The organism is Bacteroides sp. AM16-24 (genome assembly GCF_003471885.1).
Classification (GTDB): domain Bacteria; phylum Bacteroidota; class Bacteroidia; order Bacteroidales; family Bacteroidaceae; genus Bacteroides.
The window spans coordinates 147,262-166,139 of sequence record NZ_QRKI01000004.1 but is presented as its reverse complement, the minus strand read 5'-3'; the positions used below and the strand labels follow the sequence as shown (position 1 = coordinate 166,139).

Annotated in this window: 16 protein-coding genes and 1 pseudogene; all 17 read left to right on the top strand. The window is 38.9% G+C overall.

Annotation, left to right across the window (positions count from 1 at the left end; genetic code table 11):
- The first annotated feature begins 1 nt into the window (after position 1).
- The 17 genes and pseudogenes from DW182_RS07015 to lptE all read left to right on the top strand — a co-directional run bounded on the left by DW182_RS07015 (position 2) and on the right by lptE (position 18,878).
- Positions 2-439, top strand: a complete 438-nt coding sequence (locus tag DW182_RS07015) for a DUF5958 family protein (protein ID WP_118295087.1) — start codon at positions 2-4, stop codon at positions 437-439.
- A 223-nt stretch (positions 440-662) separates the two neighbouring features.
- Positions 663-1,244, top strand: a pseudogene (locus DW182_RS22425) (RHS repeat-associated core domain-containing protein); the annotation flags it as partial.
- Between the two features lie 556 nt (positions 1,245-1,800).
- Positions 1,801-2,346 (top strand): hypothetical protein, encoded by a 546-nt coding sequence (locus DW182_RS07005; RefSeq protein ID WP_147400114.1) that lies wholly within the window; start codon positions 1,801-1,803, stop codon positions 2,344-2,346.
- A gap of 246 nt (positions 2,347-2,592) precedes the next feature.
- On the top strand, positions 2,593-2,898 hold the full coding sequence (locus tag DW182_RS07000; RefSeq protein WP_199678558.1) for a hypothetical protein: 306 nt from the start codon (positions 2,593-2,595) through the stop codon (positions 2,896-2,898).
- 1,386 nt (positions 2,899-4,284) lie between these two features.
- Positions 4,285-4,833 (top strand): hypothetical protein, encoded by a 549-nt coding sequence (locus DW182_RS06985; protein ID WP_171032145.1) that lies wholly within the window; start codon positions 4,285-4,287, stop codon positions 4,831-4,833.
- A 615-nt stretch (positions 4,834-5,448) separates the two neighbouring features.
- Positions 5,449-5,913, top strand: coding sequence for a nucleoside-diphosphate kinase (gene ndk / locus DW182_RS06975; RefSeq protein WP_022392038.1), 465 nt, complete (start codon positions 5,449-5,451; stop codon positions 5,911-5,913).
- Positions 5,914-5,978: 65 nt separating this feature from the next.
- Positions 5,979-6,710 carry a type III pantothenate kinase gene (locus DW182_RS06970; protein ID WP_007666214.1) on the top strand — a complete coding sequence of 244 codons (732 nt, stop codon included), beginning with the start codon at positions 5,979-5,981 and terminating at the stop codon, positions 6,708-6,710.
- A complete protein-coding gene (locus DW182_RS06965; RefSeq protein ID WP_117706598.1) occupies positions 6,697-7,959 on the top strand; it encodes a hypothetical protein in 1,263 nt (420 codons plus the stop codon). The genes DW182_RS06970 and DW182_RS06965 overlap by 14 nt, the downstream gene beginning before the upstream one ends.
- Before the next feature lie 46 nt (positions 7,960-8,005).
- A complete protein-coding gene (locus tag DW182_RS06960) occupies positions 8,006-9,325 on the top strand; it encodes a tetratricopeptide repeat protein (RefSeq protein WP_117706596.1) in 1,320 nt (439 codons plus the stop codon).
- Between the two features lie 11 nt (positions 9,326-9,336).
- A complete protein-coding gene (lptC, locus tag DW182_RS06955) occupies positions 9,337-9,999 on the top strand; it encodes an LPS export ABC transporter periplasmic protein LptC (protein ID WP_117691620.1) in 663 nt (220 codons plus the stop codon).
- Between the two features lie 3 nt (positions 10,000-10,002).
- Positions 10,003-11,259 (top strand): hemolysin family protein, encoded by a 1,257-nt coding sequence (locus tag DW182_RS06950; RefSeq protein WP_118295081.1) that lies wholly within the window; start codon positions 10,003-10,005, stop codon positions 11,257-11,259.
- A gap of 121 nt (positions 11,260-11,380) precedes the next feature.
- Positions 11,381-13,519, top strand: coding sequence for a SurA N-terminal domain-containing protein (locus tag DW182_RS06945; protein WP_118295080.1), 2,139 nt, complete (start codon positions 11,381-11,383; stop codon positions 13,517-13,519).
- Positions 13,520-13,674: 155 nt separating this feature from the next.
- A complete protein-coding gene (gene rlmN, locus DW182_RS06940; protein WP_117691614.1) occupies positions 13,675-14,715 on the top strand; it encodes a 23S rRNA (adenine(2503)-C(2))-methyltransferase RlmN in 1,041 nt (346 codons plus the stop codon).
- 69 nt (positions 14,716-14,784) lie between these two features.
- A complete protein-coding gene (locus DW182_RS06935; RefSeq protein ID WP_118295079.1) occupies positions 14,785-15,846 on the top strand; it encodes a DUF4837 family protein in 1,062 nt (353 codons plus the stop codon).
- Positions 15,847-16,020: 174 nt separating this feature from the next.
- Positions 16,021-17,118 (top strand): 4-hydroxythreonine-4-phosphate dehydrogenase PdxA, encoded by a 1,098-nt coding sequence (gene pdxA / locus DW182_RS06930; protein ID WP_118295078.1) that lies wholly within the window; start codon positions 16,021-16,023, stop codon positions 17,116-17,118.
- A 1-nt stretch (position 17,119) separates the two neighbouring features.
- Complete coding sequence (locus DW182_RS06925; RefSeq protein WP_118295077.1) at positions 17,120-18,364, top strand: sigma-54-dependent Fis family transcriptional regulator; 1,245 nt, start codon at positions 17,120-17,122, stop codon at positions 18,362-18,364.
- Positions 18,351-18,878 carry an LPS assembly lipoprotein LptE gene (gene lptE / locus DW182_RS06920; protein ID WP_118295076.1) on the top strand — a complete coding sequence of 176 codons (528 nt, stop codon included), beginning with the start codon at positions 18,351-18,353 and terminating at the stop codon, positions 18,876-18,878. The genes DW182_RS06925 and lptE overlap by 14 nt, the downstream gene beginning before the upstream one ends.

Below are 18,878 nucleotides of genomic sequence, written 5' to 3'. Positions count from 1 at the left end.
TATGAAGTTTGAGCATGAAATATTAATTAATAAGTACGGTCAGGATCTAATAGATCTAGATCAACTAGTACTTCTGTATAAAAGCTTTGGAGAAGATTATAAAAGGTCTTTTATTCACGGTCTCATAACTTTGATAATGCAATCAAAGCCTAAAAAGGAAGACATTAAAATAGCTATATGTAATAGTTGTTTAAAGGAGAGTTATACACCATGTGTTTTGTTAAAAAAGGATTTGTCACAATCTAATCTTTATAAAATTGGAGGATTGCCCTCCTATGAATTAGAGAAAACCGTAGTCTTATTTCTAAATTTATTTAGAGTAGCTTATAAACGTAGATTTGAGAAAGAAAGGAATAATATTTATAAATGGTGGTATTGGGACTTGTCTGATAGTAGAAATCTAAAAAGAATTGAGGATGGAAAATTGACGATGGATTGATTTTCTGTCCGTTCAGTCGAGTATGTTATCCGGCTGAAATACTAAAATCTTCAATCAATTAATTGAATGATCCCTACCTTTTACAACAAAACACAGAGGTAGGGATCTTCTTGGCTTATATCTCTTATCATGACGAGCTTGAGCGTTCTTTTCTAACGGCACAAAAGCTATATTCAACAATGCTCCTTTCAACAAGAACTTCTTTACAGTCTGGTTAACAACCTACGATAATGGCAATTTAGCACAAGATTTAAACAAAGGTATAGAGGATATTCAATACAATTGCTTAAATTTGCCAAGACTGATAAAGTTTAAGGATCAGAGTACTATTACTTATACTTATGCGGCAGACGGGACAAAGCTGCGCGTGGAACATAAGATAGGAAATAGCACTACCCGGACGACTTACTGCAGTAATGTGATCTATGAGGATGGTACAGCCAAGTGTTTATTAACGGAAGAAGGTTATGTCTCTTTAGACGGTCGGGAATATCACTATTACCTGAAGGACCATCAGGGAAACAACCGGGTACTGGTTAACAAGAACGGTGGCGTAGAAGAAATCAACCATTATTATCCATTCGGAGGCGTCTTTGCAAGTGAGGAGAATGTGCAGCCTTATAAGTATAATGGTAAGGAACTGGATACTAAGAAAGGGCTGAACTGGTATGATTATGGGGCGAGAATGTATGATGCGGCGCTGGGGAGATTTACTACGGTGGATCCTTCATCCGAAAAGTATTACCCGACCTCTCCTTATGTTTATTGTGGAGGTAATCCTATAAATAGGATAGATCCTACGGGAGCGGATTGGTATAGAGACGAATATGGTAATTATCATTGGGTCAAAGCGGGAACTAATGTCACTGAAGGATGGACTCCTTTAAGTCCCAATTTATCTATAGAAATAGAACCTGCTGTAACTTCTGGTAATCCTCTGGTAGCTCCAGATGTGGATGCTATTACTGGTGCTGCTCCTCGCGCTTCTTTGTTTACAGAAGAAAGAATCAGTCAATTCGAAATGGGTAATGCCATTGATTTACCCATTCCGATTGGAGGTCTTGTAGCACCAGCTATGGAGGGTGTTTCACTTTCTTCGGGTGCTCTTATATTAACGATTCCGATACTCCTTCAAGGAGACGAGTCTCCTGCCTATGTGAAAGAGGCTACTGATAGTAAGAAAAATGAAAAGCATGGGGATAGTGGAAGAACTATGGAAAAAGCAAAGAAGAAAATGGGGGAACTGGACAATAAGCTACAAAATAAAAATTTGAATAGGAAAGATAAAAATAGAATGAAAAATAAAAAGAGACATATTCGTGAAGATGGAGAATTTAAAAATAAAGGAGAGGAACATAGTCATGGGAACACAAAACGGTAAAATAACTTTTATCCCCCAGCAGGGAATTGTGGCAGACAATAAGAAAGGAGTGACTGCATTCTTTAAATTTGGAGAAGATGTGCGGGAGCAACTTGTTTTTCCTTATACTGTAGAGAGGCACCGAATTCGACATGAAAATAATGAAGGTAAGTATTATTCATTATATATGTTTTTTGATGAAAGCCTTAGGGTGTGGACAGCGAAAGGACTAACTAAAATTTCAGGATTTTGTTGTTATAAAAGCTTTATTTTTAAGGGATATGAACTTATCGGAATGGACTTAGAACGATTTTTGCAACTAAATCTTTTTCATTTAGATTATATAGATGAGGATTATTATAGTGTTGCACCTGGGATAAACTTTAGACACTATAAAGTCTATTATAACTTAGCATTTCAACTGTCCATATATATTTGGAGAAAGAAAATCCGTGTGGTTTTAGTCTGTGGCTTTTTTTTCGAAAAAAAAATGTATGAAGATCCTGATTATTTGGAAATATTTAAATTAAAAAAAATCGAAGATTAGTACAGTATATGTAATGTCTTCCGTTCGATATTATTATGCGACTGTATCGAGTACTAAGATTCTCAATCCACTAATCTAATTTGTCCCTATCTCTGAATATGAATATTTGCAGAGATAGGGATTTCTTATCTGGACTATATCACTTGTCATAACGAGCTGGAACACCATTTATTATACGGTACAAAAGGCTGCTCAATAATACTATTTTAAATAAGAATATCTTACAGCCTGATTGGCAACCTTACGATGACGTTGACCGGTAATCAGCTGAACCGTGTGGATGATGCCTCCACAGCTTCTGCTTATGGTGGTGGATTCGAATTTAAAGATGCTGTGAAACAGGATAATGAATATGCTTATGATGCCAATGGTAATTTAACACAAGATTTAAACAAAGGTATAGAGGATATTCAATACAATTGCTTAAATTTGCCAAGACTGATAAAGTTTAAGGATCAGAGTACTATTACTTATACTTGTGCGGCAGACGGGACAAAGCTGCGCGTGGAACATAAGATAAAATACCACTACCCGGACGACTTACTGCAGTAATGTGATCTATGAAGGTGGTGAAGCTAAGTGTTTATTAATGGGAGAAGGTTATGTATCTTTGGATAACGGAGAGTTCTGTACACCTGATGGCGGAAAAGTATTATTAAGTAAGCTTCTGTGAATTATTGCTCTTTTGATTTCGTAAATAAAGTGTGATTAAAGGTATATATAATATATAGGGAATGGTGATTCATGGGCATTGAAGGAGGATGGGGAATGAAGAAAAATATATTTTTTTGTATAATATCATTGTTGTATCTTCTTGTGTGGGGATATTATAGTAAAGTGATAGAAATAGCACAAGGTGGAAATGGATTGGGAGGTGCTTTAATTTTGTGCTATGCAGCTATTATTTATACTATTTTTGAGATACTATTTGTGTATAAAGAACATAGAAGGTTAGAAGTCTTATTCTATATATTAATTTATATTGTATGCATTTTCCCGTTTGTGATACAGATGTTTTTATGGGTAAGTACAAACAAATTATCATTTGGACTTTATTATTTTGTTCAGTCGAATATTTTATTTGGCTGAACAGGGTATTAAATGTTTGCGAAATTTTGTTCCAAGTATTTCATTTAAAGAGATCATTAAAAACAATCCGAATAAACAATATATGCAACGCATAAAAATATTGAAAACAGATGAATGATTTTATTGGAATAATAAAGAAAATAAGGTTGACTCCTATTCTTATTTATTCACTGATATTAATTATAGATAATCTTTTTTCTATGCCATTTATCAGTGGGGTTAACCAAGGGGCTATAGGAAATGTAATTTCACTTTTAATAATAATATTATCTGTGATAGTTCTTGTAATAGAACGTTTTATTTCGTTTGGGAGTTACAATAAAAATCTCTGTATAATAGAGTTTGTACTCATAGCTATCACAACATTTTTTTATTGGTGTATTTTTTATTCATTGCCATTGTCAACAATGAATAGGCTTATTATGAATTGAAATAATCTACGAGGGTATGTAATAGAAAGAAATAGATAATGATAAAAAGAAATATATTAAACTTTATTTTGCCTTTGTATTGGGGCTTACAAGGAGTTTTTCTTCTTTCGATTCAGTCTATAGGTGCAATAATTGCTGCAGTAATTCTGCTGACAATATCCCTATTGAAAGTAATCTTGAGGAATCCTAATTGTGATATTCTGTTTTTAGTAGTATGTTTCTTCTATTCTGTTTGTTTATGTGTTACTATATTTCTTTTATATTCTCTTTTCGAAATATCTATTCTATTGCCTATATTTACAGTCGTAAATTTCTTGGTGATTGTATGTATGTTAAGGTTGTATGGGCATTGATAAGTTCATTCTATTTTGGCGATATGACGAGTTTAGATATGGAATAATATTAAAAAGGTAAGAATATGGCTATTAAATTTATATTTTCTTTTTTATTGATGATGGCTTCCGCATCGCTATATGGGCAAAGCAAAATAGTGAATGAAAGTGTTATCTACTCAAGTGATACCAGCCCTTATAAGAAAGAGGTACAAAGTAGTACATTTTTTGAAGTTGAGACTTTTTTGCCTGTATGTAAATCAATATTAGATACCACTAAGTCATCTAAACATGCTGTCTTCTATTACATTAAAAAGGAATTTCAAAAGGTATCTACAGATATATCTTACGTAGGTGGAAATGAGTCTTTAAGAGAATATCAAGATAGTCTTTATTGGGCTAATTATAATGGTGATGAAGTAAATGGTTCTTGTCTTTATACTATCCTCTTTAATGATAAACTTAAAATACGGGAAATAAGAATTATAAAAAGAGGCGGATATGATAATTCTAAATTTGATTATGATGGACTTATCAAGAAGATACTCTTATCCACGGAAGGAAAATGGCAAAGAGACGAAAAACTGCCTTCTGAAAACTGGTATTTTACAATAGGGCGTTTTATGGTAAGGTAAGATGGGCTGCTTTGTTTTGCTAAATGTTAGATTCGGTTATATCAAGATAAGTGTTTTTAATTATGTCACACTTTATTGAGGCAAATATTTATTGGATTGTGGCTATTGTAAATCTGATTCCAGTTTTACTTTTAGTCTTGTTTGTTACGTTTGGAAAAATAAGAAGTAATCCATTTATAATATTTATCAAGAGTGTGTTTGGTTATATTGCACTGTTTCTTGTGTTGGTATTAGTCGTTTTATCTATTGATATGAGTCTGGCGATGACAGTTGTCCTGATAATAGTGCTTCAAATGATATATTTCCCCATCGGCGGCATGTTGCTTCTATTTCTTTGTGTTAGTACTGATATGAACTGGGTGAAAGATAATTGGAAAAGGATGTTGCTGTCCTTTGTTATATTACTTCTTTGGGTGTTATGTGGTGTAATTTATGTAATTCAATGTTGAGTTAGTAAGAATATTAATCTTTTGAATTCTATGATTAAGTAATTGCTTATTTATCCTTTTTGCCTCTAATTCACATAAAAAAGACTCAACGAAGAGCTTATTTCAGGGAAAAGTCGTATTTTTGGAAAAGAGTTGTTTTATAACTTTTAAAAAAGAATCGAATATTATGATGGAGAAAACATTGGTCATTTTGAAACCATGCACCCTGCAAAGAGGCTTGGTAGGTGAGATCACAAATAGATTTGAACGTAAAGGCTTACGTCTAGCCGGTATGAAGATGGTGCAGCTGACGGATGAAATACTTAATGAGCATTACGCCCACTTAAGTGCAAAGCCGTTCTTTCAGCGTGTGAAGGATTCAATGATGGCATGCCCGGTCATTGTGTGTTGTTTTGAGGGAGTGGATGCGATTGAAGCCGTAAGAACACTGACAGGTCCTACCAACGGAAGGAAGGCTGCTCCCGGCACTATTCGCGGAGATTACAGCATGAGCTTTCAGGAAAATATAGTTCACGCTTCCGATTCGCTTGAAGCTGCAGAAGTGGAGTTGAAAAGATTTTTTAAACCGGAAGAAATATTCGAGTATAATCAAGCTACATTCGACTTCCTTTACGCTAATGATGAATATTGATAGAAAAAAGAAAACCAATTCAATTAAAATAGTATCTTTGCGCCCGGAAAAATAATCAGTATTCAGTGAATCTCGTTATTGATATTGGAAATACGGTAGCAAAAGTTGCTGTCTTTGACGGCTTTTCACTTTTGGAAGTGGTATATGACTCCAAACAGAATTTGGAGCATCTGAAAGATATTTATCATAAATATCACTTTGAAAAGGCGATTGTTGCAACCGTAATAGACTTGAGCGAACAGGTGTTGGCGCAGTTAGCATTACTTCCTATACCGGTACTCTGGCTGAATGAAAAGACTCCGTTACCGGTGGAAAATCTGTATGAGACTCCTCAGACATTGGGCTATGACCGTATGGCGGCTGTAGTAGCTGCTAACGAACAGTTTCCTGGCAGAAATATCTTGGTGATTGATGCCGGCACATGCATTACGTACGAATTTGTGGATGCTGAAGGACGCTATCACGGCGGGAATATTTCACCCGGTTTGCAAATGCGTTTTCGTGCACTTCACCAGTTTACCGGACGTTTGCCGCTGGTGCGGCGTGAAGGGCGTGAACTCCCGATGGGAAAGGATACTGAGACTGCCATCCGCGCTGGGGTGCTGAAAGGTATGGAATATGAAATTTCGGGTTACATAATGGCTATGAAACATAAATATCCTGAACTTTTGGTTTTTTTAACGGGCGGGGATGATTTTTCTTTTGATACAAACTTAAAAAGTATCATCTTTGCAGACAGATTTTTAGTGTTGAAAGGATTAAATCGAATTTTAAACTATAATAATGACAAGATTTAGACAAACACTTTTGGTGCTTTTGCTCACGATATTATCTGGGGCGACGGTCGCTCAAAATAATACAAATTCTCCCTATACACGATACGGATACGGACAGCTGGCAGACCAAGGGTCGGGTAATAGTAAGGCAATGGGTGGCATTGCTTATGGCTTACGTGACAAGTATCAGACTAATTTTGCGAATCCGGCATCCTATACGGCGGTCGATTCGTTGACTTTTATGTTTGATGGGGGGATTTCCATGCAGAATACCAACTTCAGTGATGGAACTGTTAAAAAGAATGCCAAGAACTCCAGTTTTGACTATATCACTATGCAGTTCCGCCTTTCCAAATGGGGAGCTATGAGTATAGGATTGTTGCCTTATTCCAACGTTGGTTATACAATGGCTAGTTATCAGGAAAACACGGAATATCCGGAGAATTCAGCCAGTACGACTTATGCCGGTGAAGGTGGTTTACACCAACTTTATTTGGGTGCGGGTTTTAAAATATTTAAAAATCTTTCTGTTGGTGCGAACATTTCGTATCTTTGGGGAGATATCACACATACCCGTAGCCAGTCATTTCCGTCTAATTCGACTGTAATGCCTTTGACTACGGTTACGGGCATGGAAATTACAAGCTATAAACTTGATTTCGGTGCACAATATACACACCAGTTCAGCAAGAAGCATGTTGCTACGTTAGGTGTCGTTTTTTCACCGGGACATGATTTAAATAATGACGCGTATATACAAAACCAGAAGGGTAATTCTTCGACGGGGTATACTACGACGCAAAAAGATACAATATTGACAATGGGTATTCCTATGACATTGGGTGCCGGTGTGACATATGTATATGATAATCGCCTTACAGTGGGTGCGGATGTTATGTTTCAGAAATGGAGTAGTACGACGTTTATGAATAATCCGGATGTTTTCTGTAATCGTGCCAAGATTGCTGTGGGTGCAGAGTATGTTCCTAATTTATTGGGAAGAAGTTATCTTTCACATATTAAATATCGTTTGGGAGCTTATTATTCCAAACCTTATTATAAGATAGATGGGGCGCGTGCTGCGAATGAGTATGGAGTCACTGCCGGTTTTGGATTGCCTTTGCCGCGTAGCCGTTCTGTATTGAGTATTTCAGCACAATATGTGAGAATGCAAGGTACGGAAAGCAGATTTTTGAATGAGAATACATTACGTCTTTGTATTGGCGTGACATTCAATGAACAATGGTTCTGGAAACGTAAAGTTCAGTAATTAGTAATTGAAGAATAGACAATATAACAACTAAAATTTAAATACAATGAAGATTAAAACGCTTGTAGCTGTCTTGCTCCTTTCGGGTGGAGTAACCAGCGCTTTCGCACAGACTGAAGATTGTAATAAGAACAGTAGTATTTCTCATGAAGCGGTGAGAGCAGGTAACTTTAAGGATGCTTATTTGCCGTGGAAAGAAGTTCTGAAGGCATGTCCGACATTGAAATTTTATACTTTTAATGACGGTATTAAAATATTGACGGCTTTCTTAAATGAAATAAAAGACCGTAATTCTGCTGATTACAAGAAGTATTTTGATGAATTAATGGAAGTATATGATCTGAGAATGCAATATACACCTAATTTCCAACATTTGAAAGGTACACCTACTGTAGGGGATACGAAAGGAAGTAAGGCTATTAGTTATATTGCATATGCACCTAATTTGGATGTAAATCAGGCTTATGCATGGTTGAAAGAGTCTATTGAAGCAGAAAAAGAAGGTTCCAAGAGTCCTATCTTGCACTATTTTCTGGATATGTCTTTGAATAAGTTGAAGGCTGATCCTAATCATAAGGAGCAATTTATCCAAGATTATCTGACAGACTCTGAATATGTTGATGCTGCTATTGCTGCAGAAAATGATCCGGCTAAGAAACAAGCTTTGCAACAAGTAAAAGATAACCTTGTAGCCATGTTTATCAATAGTGGTACTGCTGATTGTGAATCTTTGCAAAGTATTTATGGTCCTAAAGTTGAAGCCAATCAAACGGACTCTGCTTATTTGAAGAAGGCTATCGCTGTCATGAAGATGATGAAATGTACTGAAAGTGAAGCATACTTCCAAGCTTCTTATTATATGTATAAGATCAATCCTACTGCTGACGCTGCTACAGGATGTGGATATATGGCATATAAGAAAGGTGACTTTGATACAGCTATCAAATACTTTGATGAGGCATTGAGTCTTGAAAGCGACTCTGAAAAGAAGGCTCAATTATGTTATATTGTTGCTGCATCTTTGTTTAATAGTAAGAAGTTGTCACAGGCCAGAAGTTATTTGCAGAAAGCTATCGGTTTCAAGGAAAACTTTGGAGATGCTTATATCTTGCTTGCACAGCTTTATGCTTCCAGCCCGAACTGGAATGACGAGTCTGCTTTGAATAAGTGTACATACTTCGTTGTTATTGATAAGTTGCAACGTGCTAAAGCCGTAGATCCGAGTGTAGCTGATAAGGCAAACGAATTGATTTCAACGTATGCACGCTATACACCGAAAGCTGAAGACCTCTTTATGTTGGGTATTAAAGCTGGGGACCGCGTTACAATAGGTGGCTGGATCGGTGAAAGCACAACAGTTCGATAAGAAATATAAATATGTTACCAAAACGAAGTAACGTTCTATTTTGTAGAAGCTTGAGCATAACCATTGCCTGTGGGGCAGTGGTTATGCTTCTTTTATTTTCCGCCTGTTCCGGACGTCATAAGGATATGGGAGATGCTATAACAGAGCGTGATTCATTGCCTGTGATGGATACGAAAGGAGTCATGACTTTGATCTCTGATTCCGGTGTCACCCGCTATCGTATCAATACGGAAGAGTGGCTGGTCTTTGACCGGAAAAATCCGCCCTATTGGGCATTCGAAAAAGGAGTTTATCTGGAAAAATTCGACTCAGTATTCAATGTGGAGGCGAGTGTAAAGGCAGATACAGCGTATTATTATGAGAAGCAAAAGCTGTGGAAGCTGATGAGCAATGTGGATATTCAGAATCTGAAAGGTGAAAGGTTTGAGACTGACCTGTTATATTGGGACCAGAACAAACACACTATCTATTCCGATCAGTTTATCCGTATTGAGCAGCCTGACCGTATCATCACGGGACATGGCTTTGACTCCAATGAACAAATGACTATTTATACAATAAGAAAGCCGGAAGGCATTTTCTATGTGGATGATGATGCCACAGCGCCTGCAGACAGCTTGCGAACCGATAGTGTCCAAACTGGAAGTGTGCGAACCGATAGTATCAAACCATAAATTATGGATACCTATATTTATTTATTGATTACTATGGCATTCTCCGCCTTTTTTTCGGGTATGGAGATTGCTTTTGTTTCCGTAGATAAACTACGTTTTGAAATGGAACGTAAGGACGGTGTGACTTCACGCATCCTTTCTTATTTCTTCCGTAATTCAAATAACTTTATATCTACCATGCTGGTAGGTAATAATATTGCGCTGGTTATTTATGGTATCCTCATGGCGCAAATTATCAAAGTGCATTTACTGGGAGATTTAATCTCCAATGATTTTGTGGAAGTGTTGTTACAAACAGTCATCTCCACACTTATTATCTTGGTAACAGGTGAGTTTCTTCCTAAAACCTTATTCAAGATTAATCCCAATCTTGTGTTGAAAGTCTGTGCTTTCCCGTTATTTATCTGTTATGTCATTTTATATCCGATATCTCAATTGTCTTCGGGACTGTCTTATCTTTTTTTGCGTATGTTTGGGATGAAGATCAACAAGGAGGCATCCGATAAAGCTTTTGGGAAAGTGGATTTGGATTATTTTGTTCAGACCAGCATTGATAATGCCGAAGATGAAGAGGAGCTGGATACCGAAGTGAAGATATTTCAGAATGCACTTGATTTCTCCAGTATTAAAATACGCGATTGCATTGTACCACGTACAGAAGTGGTTGCTGTGGATCTGACGACTTCTCTGGAAGAATTAAAGAGCCTTTTTGTGGAGTCCGGTATTTCTAAGATTATAGTCTATGACGGAAATATTGATAATGTAGTAGGATATATTCATTCATCTGAAATGTTCCGTAATCCTGCTGATTGGCGGAATAATGTAAAGGAGGTGCCCATTGTGCCCGAAACAATGGCAGCACATAAGTTGATGAAGCTGTTTATGCAGCAGAAAAAAACTATTGCTGTGGTGGTGGATGAGTTTGGCGGTACGTCCGGTATTGTTTCGTTGGAAGATTTGGTTGAAGAAATATTCGGTGATATCGAAGATGAGCATGATAACACTTCGTATGTATGCAAACAAATAGGAGAGGATGAATATGTACTTTCCGGTCGTTTGGAAATAGAAAAGGTAAATGAGACATTCAATCTGGATCTACCGGAAGAAGATGATTATATGACGGTAGGCGGATTGATTCTGAATCGTTATCAAAGTTTCCCGAAATTGCATGAAGTAGTGACGATTGATAAATTTCAGTTTAAAATTATTAAGGTTACGGCCACAAAAATAGAGTTGGTACGCCTGAAAGTGGTGGAATAATAACAGAATAGCGTAATTTTTTAAAGAATAAATAGATGCGTATTAGCATTTTTTGTATCTTCGTGCGCTAAAATGAAGTTTGGAGAAAATAATAATAAACAAATAAATCATATTAACTAAAATGGCAACATTACAAAACATTCGGTCTAAAGGACCCTTATTGGTGATTGTTATTGGTTTGGCGCTGTTCGCTTTCATCGCAGGAGATGCTTGGAAGGTATTGCAGCCACACCAGTCACATGATGTAGGAGAGGTTAACGGAGAGGCACTTTCCGCTCAGGATTATCAGAACTTGGTAGAAGAATATACTGAAGTTGTGAAATTCTCGAGAGGTACAAGCGCACTTACCGATGAAGAAAACAATCAGATTAAAGATGAAGTTTGGAGAAACTACGTTAACAATAAGTTGATTGAAAACGAAGCGGAAAAACTTGGCTTGTCAGTTTCTAAAGCAGAAATTCAGGCAATCATCGATGCTGGTGTACACCCGATGCTGCAACAAACTCCGTTCCGTAACCCGCAAACCGGTGCTTTTGATAAAGATATGTTGAAGAAGTTCCTGGTGGATTACTCTAAGATGAATACAGCCCAGATGCCGGCACAGTACGCTGAATATTATCAGTCTATGTACAAGTTCTGGTCTTTCCTGGAAAAACAACTGATTCAGACTCGTCTGGCTGAGAAATATCAGGCTTTGGTTTCCAAATCTCTTTTCTCTAATCCGGTAGAAGCTCAGGTTGCTTTTGATGCAAGAGTAGACCAATCTGATTTGTTGCTGGCTGCTATTCCTTATTCTTCTATTGAAGATTCAACTGTAGCCATCACAGATGCAGACCTGAAAGCTGCTTACGACAAGAAGAAAGAACAATTCAGACAATATGTAGAAACTCGTAACATCAAGTTCATTGATGTACAGGTAACTGCAAGTCCTGAAGATAGAAATGCTATCCAAGAGGAAGTTGTGGAATATACAGAACAGCTTGCAGGTACTCCGGGTGATTATTCTACTCTGGTTCGTGCGGCAGGTTCAGAAGTTCCTTATATTGATTTGTATTATACTTCTAAGGCATTGCCTACTGATGTAGTTGCTCGTCTGGACTCTGTTTCCGTAGGTGGCGTATATGGTCCTTACTACAATGCAACAGATAATACAATCAATTCATTCAAGAAATTGGCTACAGCCTCTATGCCGGACTCTATTCAGTATCGCCAGATACAGGTAGTGGCTGAAGATGCTGCTAAGACCAAAGCTTTGGCTGACAGTATCTATACTGCTATCAAGGGTGGTGCTGACTTTGCAGAGATTGCTAAGAAGTACGGTCAGACAGGTGAGTCTACTTGGATTTCTTCTGCTAACTATGAAGGTGCGCAGTTGGATGGTGACAATCTGAAATATGTGAATACAATTACTACTCTTGGTAAGAATGAAATGGCTAACCTTTCTTTGGCACAGGCAAACATTATCTTACAGGTAATGGACAAGAAGGCTGTTAAAGATAAATATAAAGTAGCTGTTATCAAACGTCCGGTAGAATTCAGCAAGGAAACTTATAGCAAAGCATACAATGATTTCAGTCAGTTTATCGCTGCTAATCCGACTTTGGAAAAGATGGTAGCTAACGCTGAAGATGCAGGATATAAACTGTTGGATAGAAATGACCTGTATAGCTCTGAACATGGTATCGGTAGTATCAGAGGTACTAAGGAAGCTTTGAGATGGGCTTTCTCTGCAAAACCTGGTGAAGTATCCGGTTTGTATGAATGTGGTGAAAGTGATCGTATGTTGGTTGTAGGTGTGTCTGCCATTATTCCGGAAGGTTATCGTCCATTGGCTTTGGTAAAAGACCAACTGAGACTGGAATTGATCCGTGACAAGAAAGCTGAGAAGATTATGGCTGATATGAAAGCAGCCGGTGCAACTTCATTCGACCAATACAAATCTATGGCTGAAGCAGTAAGCGACTCTGTGAAGCACGTAACTTTTGCAGCTCCTGCTTATGTTCCGGCATTACGTGCCAGCGAACCGTTGGTAGGTGCCTATGCATCTATTGCTGAACTGAATAAACTGAGTGCTCCGATTAAGGGTAATGGCGGTGTATTCGTTCTTCAGCCGTATGCTAAAGAAAAGCTGAATGAGACTTTCAACCAGGAAACGGAAGAAGCTACGTTGCAGAATATGCATGCCCGTATGGCAAGCCAGTTCCTCAACGACTTGTATCTGAAGGCTGATGTGAAAGACAGTCGTTATTTGTTCTTCTAAGAATTTGCAGAATAATAATATAAGAAAAGCCGTCTGATGTAATATCAGACGGCTTTTTCTTTAGGGGGGGATCTCATTTTCTGTGTCTGTAATTGCCTTTATGCAACTTTATTCCTACCTTTGCAAAGATAAATTGGATAGATTGATAGATAATTATGCCGAAACAAACTCTTTTAGGACTAACACTCACTGAATTGCAAGAGGCGGTGAAGAGACTGGGAATGCCCGGATTTGCCGCTAAGCAGATAGCTTCATGGCTGTATGACAAGAAAGTGAATTCCATAGATGACATGACCAACTTGTCGCTAAAACACCGGGACCTCCTGAAAGATATCTATGAAGTGGGAGCAGATGCACCTGTGGAAGCTATGCACTCGGTGGATGGTACGGTGAAATATTTGTATCGGGCAGGGGATAAACATTTTGTTGAAGCAGTTTACATTCCGGATGAAGACCGTGCCACACTTTGTGTTTCGTCTCAGGTGGGATGCAAGATGAATTGTAAATTCTGTATGACGGGTAAGCAGGGCTTTACCGCTAACCTGACTGCCAACCAAATTATCAATCAGATCAATTCTCTCCCTGAAAGGGACAAGCTGACCAATGTGGTAATGATGGGTATGGGAGAACCTCTGGATAATCTGGATGAGGTGCTGAAAGCTTTGGAAATTATGACTGCTTCCTATGGGTATGGATGGAGTCCCAAACGGATTACTCTTTCTACAGTTGGTCTGCGCAAAGGTTTTCAACGCTTTATTGAGGAATCTGAATGCCATCTGGCCGTCAGCCTACATTCTCCGGTTGTTTTGCAGCGCCGGGAATTGATGCCTGCTGAGAAGGCTTTCTCCATTACAGAAATGGTAGACTTGTTAAAAAACTATGATTTTAGTAAACAGCGTAGACTATCCTTTGAATATATTGTTTTTAAGGGCGTGAATGATTCGTTGCTCTATGCTAAAGAATTATTGAAACTCTTGCGCGGGCTGGATTGCCGTATCAATCTTATTCGTTTTCATGCTATTCCCGGGGTAGATCTGGAGGGGGCGGATATGGAAACGATGACTAAACTCCGTGATTACCTAACTTCCCACGGTTTGTTTACTACGATACGTGCTTCCAGGGGTGAAGATATATTCGCTGCCTGTGGTATGCTTTCTACTGCCAAGCAGGAAGAGAATAAACAAGAATTAATATAAATTATTAACTTTGGCTCGGATGATATACGTATTCTTCGTAGTTTTGTAGAAACATTAACTGGTAAGTATATGAGAAAGCACCTGTTTTATCTAAGTTTAGCTCTTGTAGCAATAGCCTTTTCCGCATGTAGTGGCGGTAAGAAGGGCGTGTTTGGTGCGACTTCAAGTGGTCGTGCGTATGAAATCCTGGTAGTAGTAGATCCAGCTATGTGGGAACGTCCTGCCGGTAGGGCGCTTTATGATGTACTTGATACGGATGTGCCGGGGCTTCCCCAGTCTGAGCGTTCATTCCGCATGATGTACACTTCTCCGGCAAATTATGATGCTACATTAAAGTTGATTCGCAATATTATCATTGCTGATGTGCAGGATATTTATACTCAGCCTAAATTTAAATATGCGAAGGATGTATATGCATCTCCGCAGACTATCCTGACGATACAGGCTCCTGATGAAGCTTCATTCCAGACGTTTGTGACGGAAAACAAACAGACTATTATTGATTTCTTTACCCGTGCGGAGATGAATCGTCAGATTGCACAGCTGGAAAGGAAACATAATGATTATGTGTCTACGAAGGTTAAGAGTATGTTTGATTGTGATGTATGGGTACCGGCAGAGCTTTCTTCTACTAAGCAAGGAGAGAATTTCTTCTGGGCAGGTACGAATGCAGCTACCGCTGATCAGAACTTTGTCATTTACTCTTTCCCTTATAGAGACAAGAATACTTTTACTAAGGAATATTTTGTGCAGATGCGTGACTCTGTTATGAAAGCTAACATTCCGGGAGCTAAGGAAGGTATGTATATGGCTACTGATACCTTGATGACTGATGTACGCCCTCTCAATATTCAAGGAGAATATGCACTGGAAGCTCGTGGCTTGTGGCGTATGAAAGGTGATTTTATGGGTGGTCCGTATGTATCGCACATGCGTCTGGATCCGGTGAATCAACGTATCATTGTTGTAGAAGCCTTCATTTATTCACCTGATAAACTGAAACGCAATCTGATGCGTCAAATGGAAGCATCTCTTTATACATTGAGAGTTCCGGGTGACAAGCAAACAGATGCAGAGATACCATTGGGGGTGAAGAAAGAGCAAGCCCCAACTGCTGATCAAGAAAAATAATATTGAGAATGTATAAGGAGAATCATTATTGAAGAAATATTTTTCATCCGCAGATTACACAGATAACGCAGATTGGGATTTTAAGGAATCTGTGTAATCCGCGTAATCTGCGGATGAAAAATTATCACTGGGACTTCTGACGCATCCTCATTAAAAAATGATATATATTTAAAAATGGAAGATAATAAAATAAGAGTCGGCATTACACAAGGAGATATAAATGGCGTGGGTTATGAGGTTATTTTGAAGACATTCTCTGATCCTGTTATGTTGGAACTGTGTACACCTATTATTTATGGTTCGCCTAAAGTGGCTGCTTATCATCGTAAGTCACTCGATTTGCCGACAAACTTCAGTATCGTGAACTCTGCTGCAGAAGCAGTTCATAATCGTTTGAGCGTAGTGAACTGTACAGATGATGAAGTGAAAGTGGAATTTTCGAAAGCAGATCCCGAAGCCGGAAAAGCAGCACTTGGAGCACTGGAAAGAGCTATTGAAGAATACAAGGAGGGACTGATTGATGTGATTGTTACTGCTCCTATCAATAAACATACCATTCAGTCGGAGACTTTCGCATTTCCCGGTCATACGGAATATATAGAAGAGCGTCTGGGTAATGGTGCCAAGTCATTGATGATTCTGATGAAAGATGATTTCCGGGTGGCTTTGGTTACAGGGCATATTCCTGTCAGCCAGATCGCATCGACTATAACGAAAGAACTGATACAGGAGAAATTAGCTATCTTCAATCATTCATTAAAGCAAGATTTTGCTATCGGTGCACCGCGTATTGCTGTGCTTTCTCTGAACCCGCATGCGGGTGACGAAGGATTGTTGGGAAAAGAAGAGGAAGAGATTATTATTCCGGCATTGAAAGAAATGGCTGCAAGAGGCATATTGTGCTATGGCCCATATCCGGCTGACGGTTTTATGGGTTCAGGTAATTTCACTCATTTCGATGGAGTGCTTGCCATGTACCACGATCAGGGATTGGCTCCGTTCAAGGCACTGGCAATGGATGAAGGTGTGAACTATACTGCCGGATTGCCCGTGATACGTACTTCACCGGCTCATGGCACTGCTTATGATATTGCTGGAAAAGGATTGGCCAGTGAGGACTCTTTCCGTCAGGCTATTTATGTGGCTATCGATGTATTCCGTAATCGCCTTCGCGATAAGGAAGCACATGCCAACCCCTTGCGAAAACAATATTACGAAAAGCGTGATGACAGCGATAAGCTGAAACTCGATAGTGTGGAAGAAGATTTATAGAATGACAAAAGCGGAAATACAACAAGTAAAATTACGATTCGGTATCATTGGGAACAATGAAGCATTGATGCGTGCGATAGACGTTGCCATTCAGGTAGCGCCTACCGACCTGTCTGTACTGATAACCGGAGAAAGTGGTGTGGGTAAGGAGAGCTTTCCACAGATCATTCACCAATACAGTAGGCGTAAGCACGGTCAGTACATTGCAGTGAACTGTGGTGCCATTCCCGAGGGAACCATTGACTCGGAATTATTCGGTCACGAGAAAGGAGCCTTTACTGGTGCCATCGGTGAGCGGAAAGGATACTTTGGGGAGGCGGATGGTGGAACAATCTTCCTGGATGAAGTGGGAGAATTGCCTTTGCCTACGCAGGCTCGACTGCTCCGGGTACTTGAGAGTGGCGAGTTTCTAAAAGTCGGTTCGTCTAAGGTGCAGAAAACCAATGTGCGCATTGTGGCAGCTACTAATGTTAATTTGACACAGGCCATTTCCGAAGGACGTTTCCGTGAAGATTTGTATTACCGTTTGAATACTGTACCGATTCAGGTACCCCCTCTGCGTGAGCGTGGAGAGGATGCATTCCTGTTATTCCGTAAGTTTGCCTCAGATTTTGCTGAAAAGTATCGTATGCCTGCCATCCAGTTGACGGAAGATGCTAAGCAATTATTGGTTTCTTATTCATGGCCCGGTAATGTACGGCAGTTGAAGAATATTACGGAACAGATTTCCATCATTGAAACTAACCGTGAAATCAATGCTGCCATTTTGAGTGGATACCTGCCGGCGCAGAATAGTATGCAACGCCTTCCCGCTTTGTTTGGTGTGAAGGAATCCAAGAGTTTCGAAAGTGAGCGAGAAATCCTGTATCAGGTTCTTTTCGATATGCGCCAGGATGTGACGGAATTGAAAAAGCTGGTGCATGAGATCATGACTGAACGTGGGAAAGCTGCTGCTCCGGCTGTGCCTGCTACTTATTTCACCCAACCGCCTGCTGTGGTAACTCCGGTTTCTCAGAGTCTGCCTACCATCATTCATCCTTCCATAAAGCCATCTCATGATATTGATGATGACATACAGGACACGGAAGAATATGTAGAAGAATCTCTCTCTCTGGATGAGGTGGAGAAAGAAATGATACGAAAAGCCCTGGAAAAGCATCATGGTAAACGCAAGAGTGCGGCAAAGGATCTGAATATCTCCGAGCGTACCTTATACAGAAAGATTAAAGAATATGGATTGGATTAAAAAAATAGCTTCGACAACATTGTTGTTGAGCGTATTACTGATAGTAAATTCGTGCAGTATAAAAGTAGGACTGGCACCGATTAGTTCGATTGACTACTCCAAGGTAAAGACTATTTCGATAGCAGATTTTCAGAATCGTGCGGAGTATGTGCATGGGCCATTGGCTCCTGAATTCAATCAAAGTTTGAAAGACTTGTTTATGCGTCAGACTCGCCTATCACTTGTTAATGGTAATGCTGATCTTGAAATAGATGGTGAGATTACAGGTTATAACCAATATAACGAAGCGGTGGATGCCAGTGGATATTCTTCAAAAGTAAAAGTTACTTTGACTGTGAAAGTTACTTTTGTGAATAATACGGACCATAAAGACGACTTCACAGATCAGCAGTTCTCTGCTTTCCAGACCTATGACTCTTCTAAGTTGTTAAGTGAAGTACAGGATGAGTTAATTAAACTGATGGTGAAAGACATAACGGAGCAAATATTTAACGCAACCGTAGCTAACTGGTAG

Coding starts and splice junctions, on each gene's coding strand:
- rlmN (WP_117691614.1), top strand. CDS start 13,675: ATGCCGAAACAAACTCTTTTAGGACTAACACTCACTGAATTGCAAGAG.
- DW182_RS06935 (WP_118295079.1), top strand. CDS start 14,785: ATGAGAAAGCACCTGTTTTATCTAAGTTTAGCTCTTGTAGCAATAGCC.
- DW182_RS07000 (WP_199678558.1), top strand. CDS start 2,593: ATGACGTTGACCGGTAATCAGCTGAACCGTGTGGATGATGCCTCCACA.
- DW182_RS07015 (WP_118295087.1), top strand. CDS start 2: ATGAAGTTTGAGCATGAAATATTAATTAATAAGTACGGTCAGGATCTA.
- DW182_RS06925 (WP_118295077.1), top strand. CDS start 17,120: ATGACAAAAGCGGAAATACAACAAGTAAAATTACGATTCGGTATCATT.
- DW182_RS06985 (WP_171032145.1), top strand. CDS start 4,285: ATGGCTATTAAATTTATATTTTCTTTTTTATTGATGATGGCTTCCGCA.
- pdxA (WP_118295078.1), top strand. CDS start 16,021: ATGGAAGATAATAAAATAAGAGTCGGCATTACACAAGGAGATATAAAT.
- lptE (WP_118295076.1), top strand. CDS start 18,351: ATGGATTGGATTAAAAAAATAGCTTCGACAACATTGTTGTTGAGCGTA.
- ndk (WP_022392038.1), top strand. CDS start 5,449: ATGATGGAGAAAACATTGGTCATTTTGAAACCATGCACCCTGCAAAGA.
- DW182_RS06945 (WP_118295080.1), top strand. CDS start 11,381: ATGGCAACATTACAAAACATTCGGTCTAAAGGACCCTTATTGGTGATT.
- DW182_RS07005 (WP_147400114.1), top strand. CDS start 1,801: ATGGGAACACAAAACGGTAAAATAACTTTTATCCCCCAGCAGGGAATT.
- DW182_RS06965 (WP_117706598.1), top strand. CDS start 6,697: ATGACAAGATTTAGACAAACACTTTTGGTGCTTTTGCTCACGATATTA.
- lptC (WP_117691620.1), top strand. CDS start 9,337: ATGTTACCAAAACGAAGTAACGTTCTATTTTGTAGAAGCTTGAGCATA.
- DW182_RS06960 (WP_117706596.1), top strand. CDS start 8,006: ATGAAGATTAAAACGCTTGTAGCTGTCTTGCTCCTTTCGGGTGGAGTA.
- DW182_RS06950 (WP_118295081.1), top strand. CDS start 10,003: ATGGATACCTATATTTATTTATTGATTACTATGGCATTCTCCGCCTTT.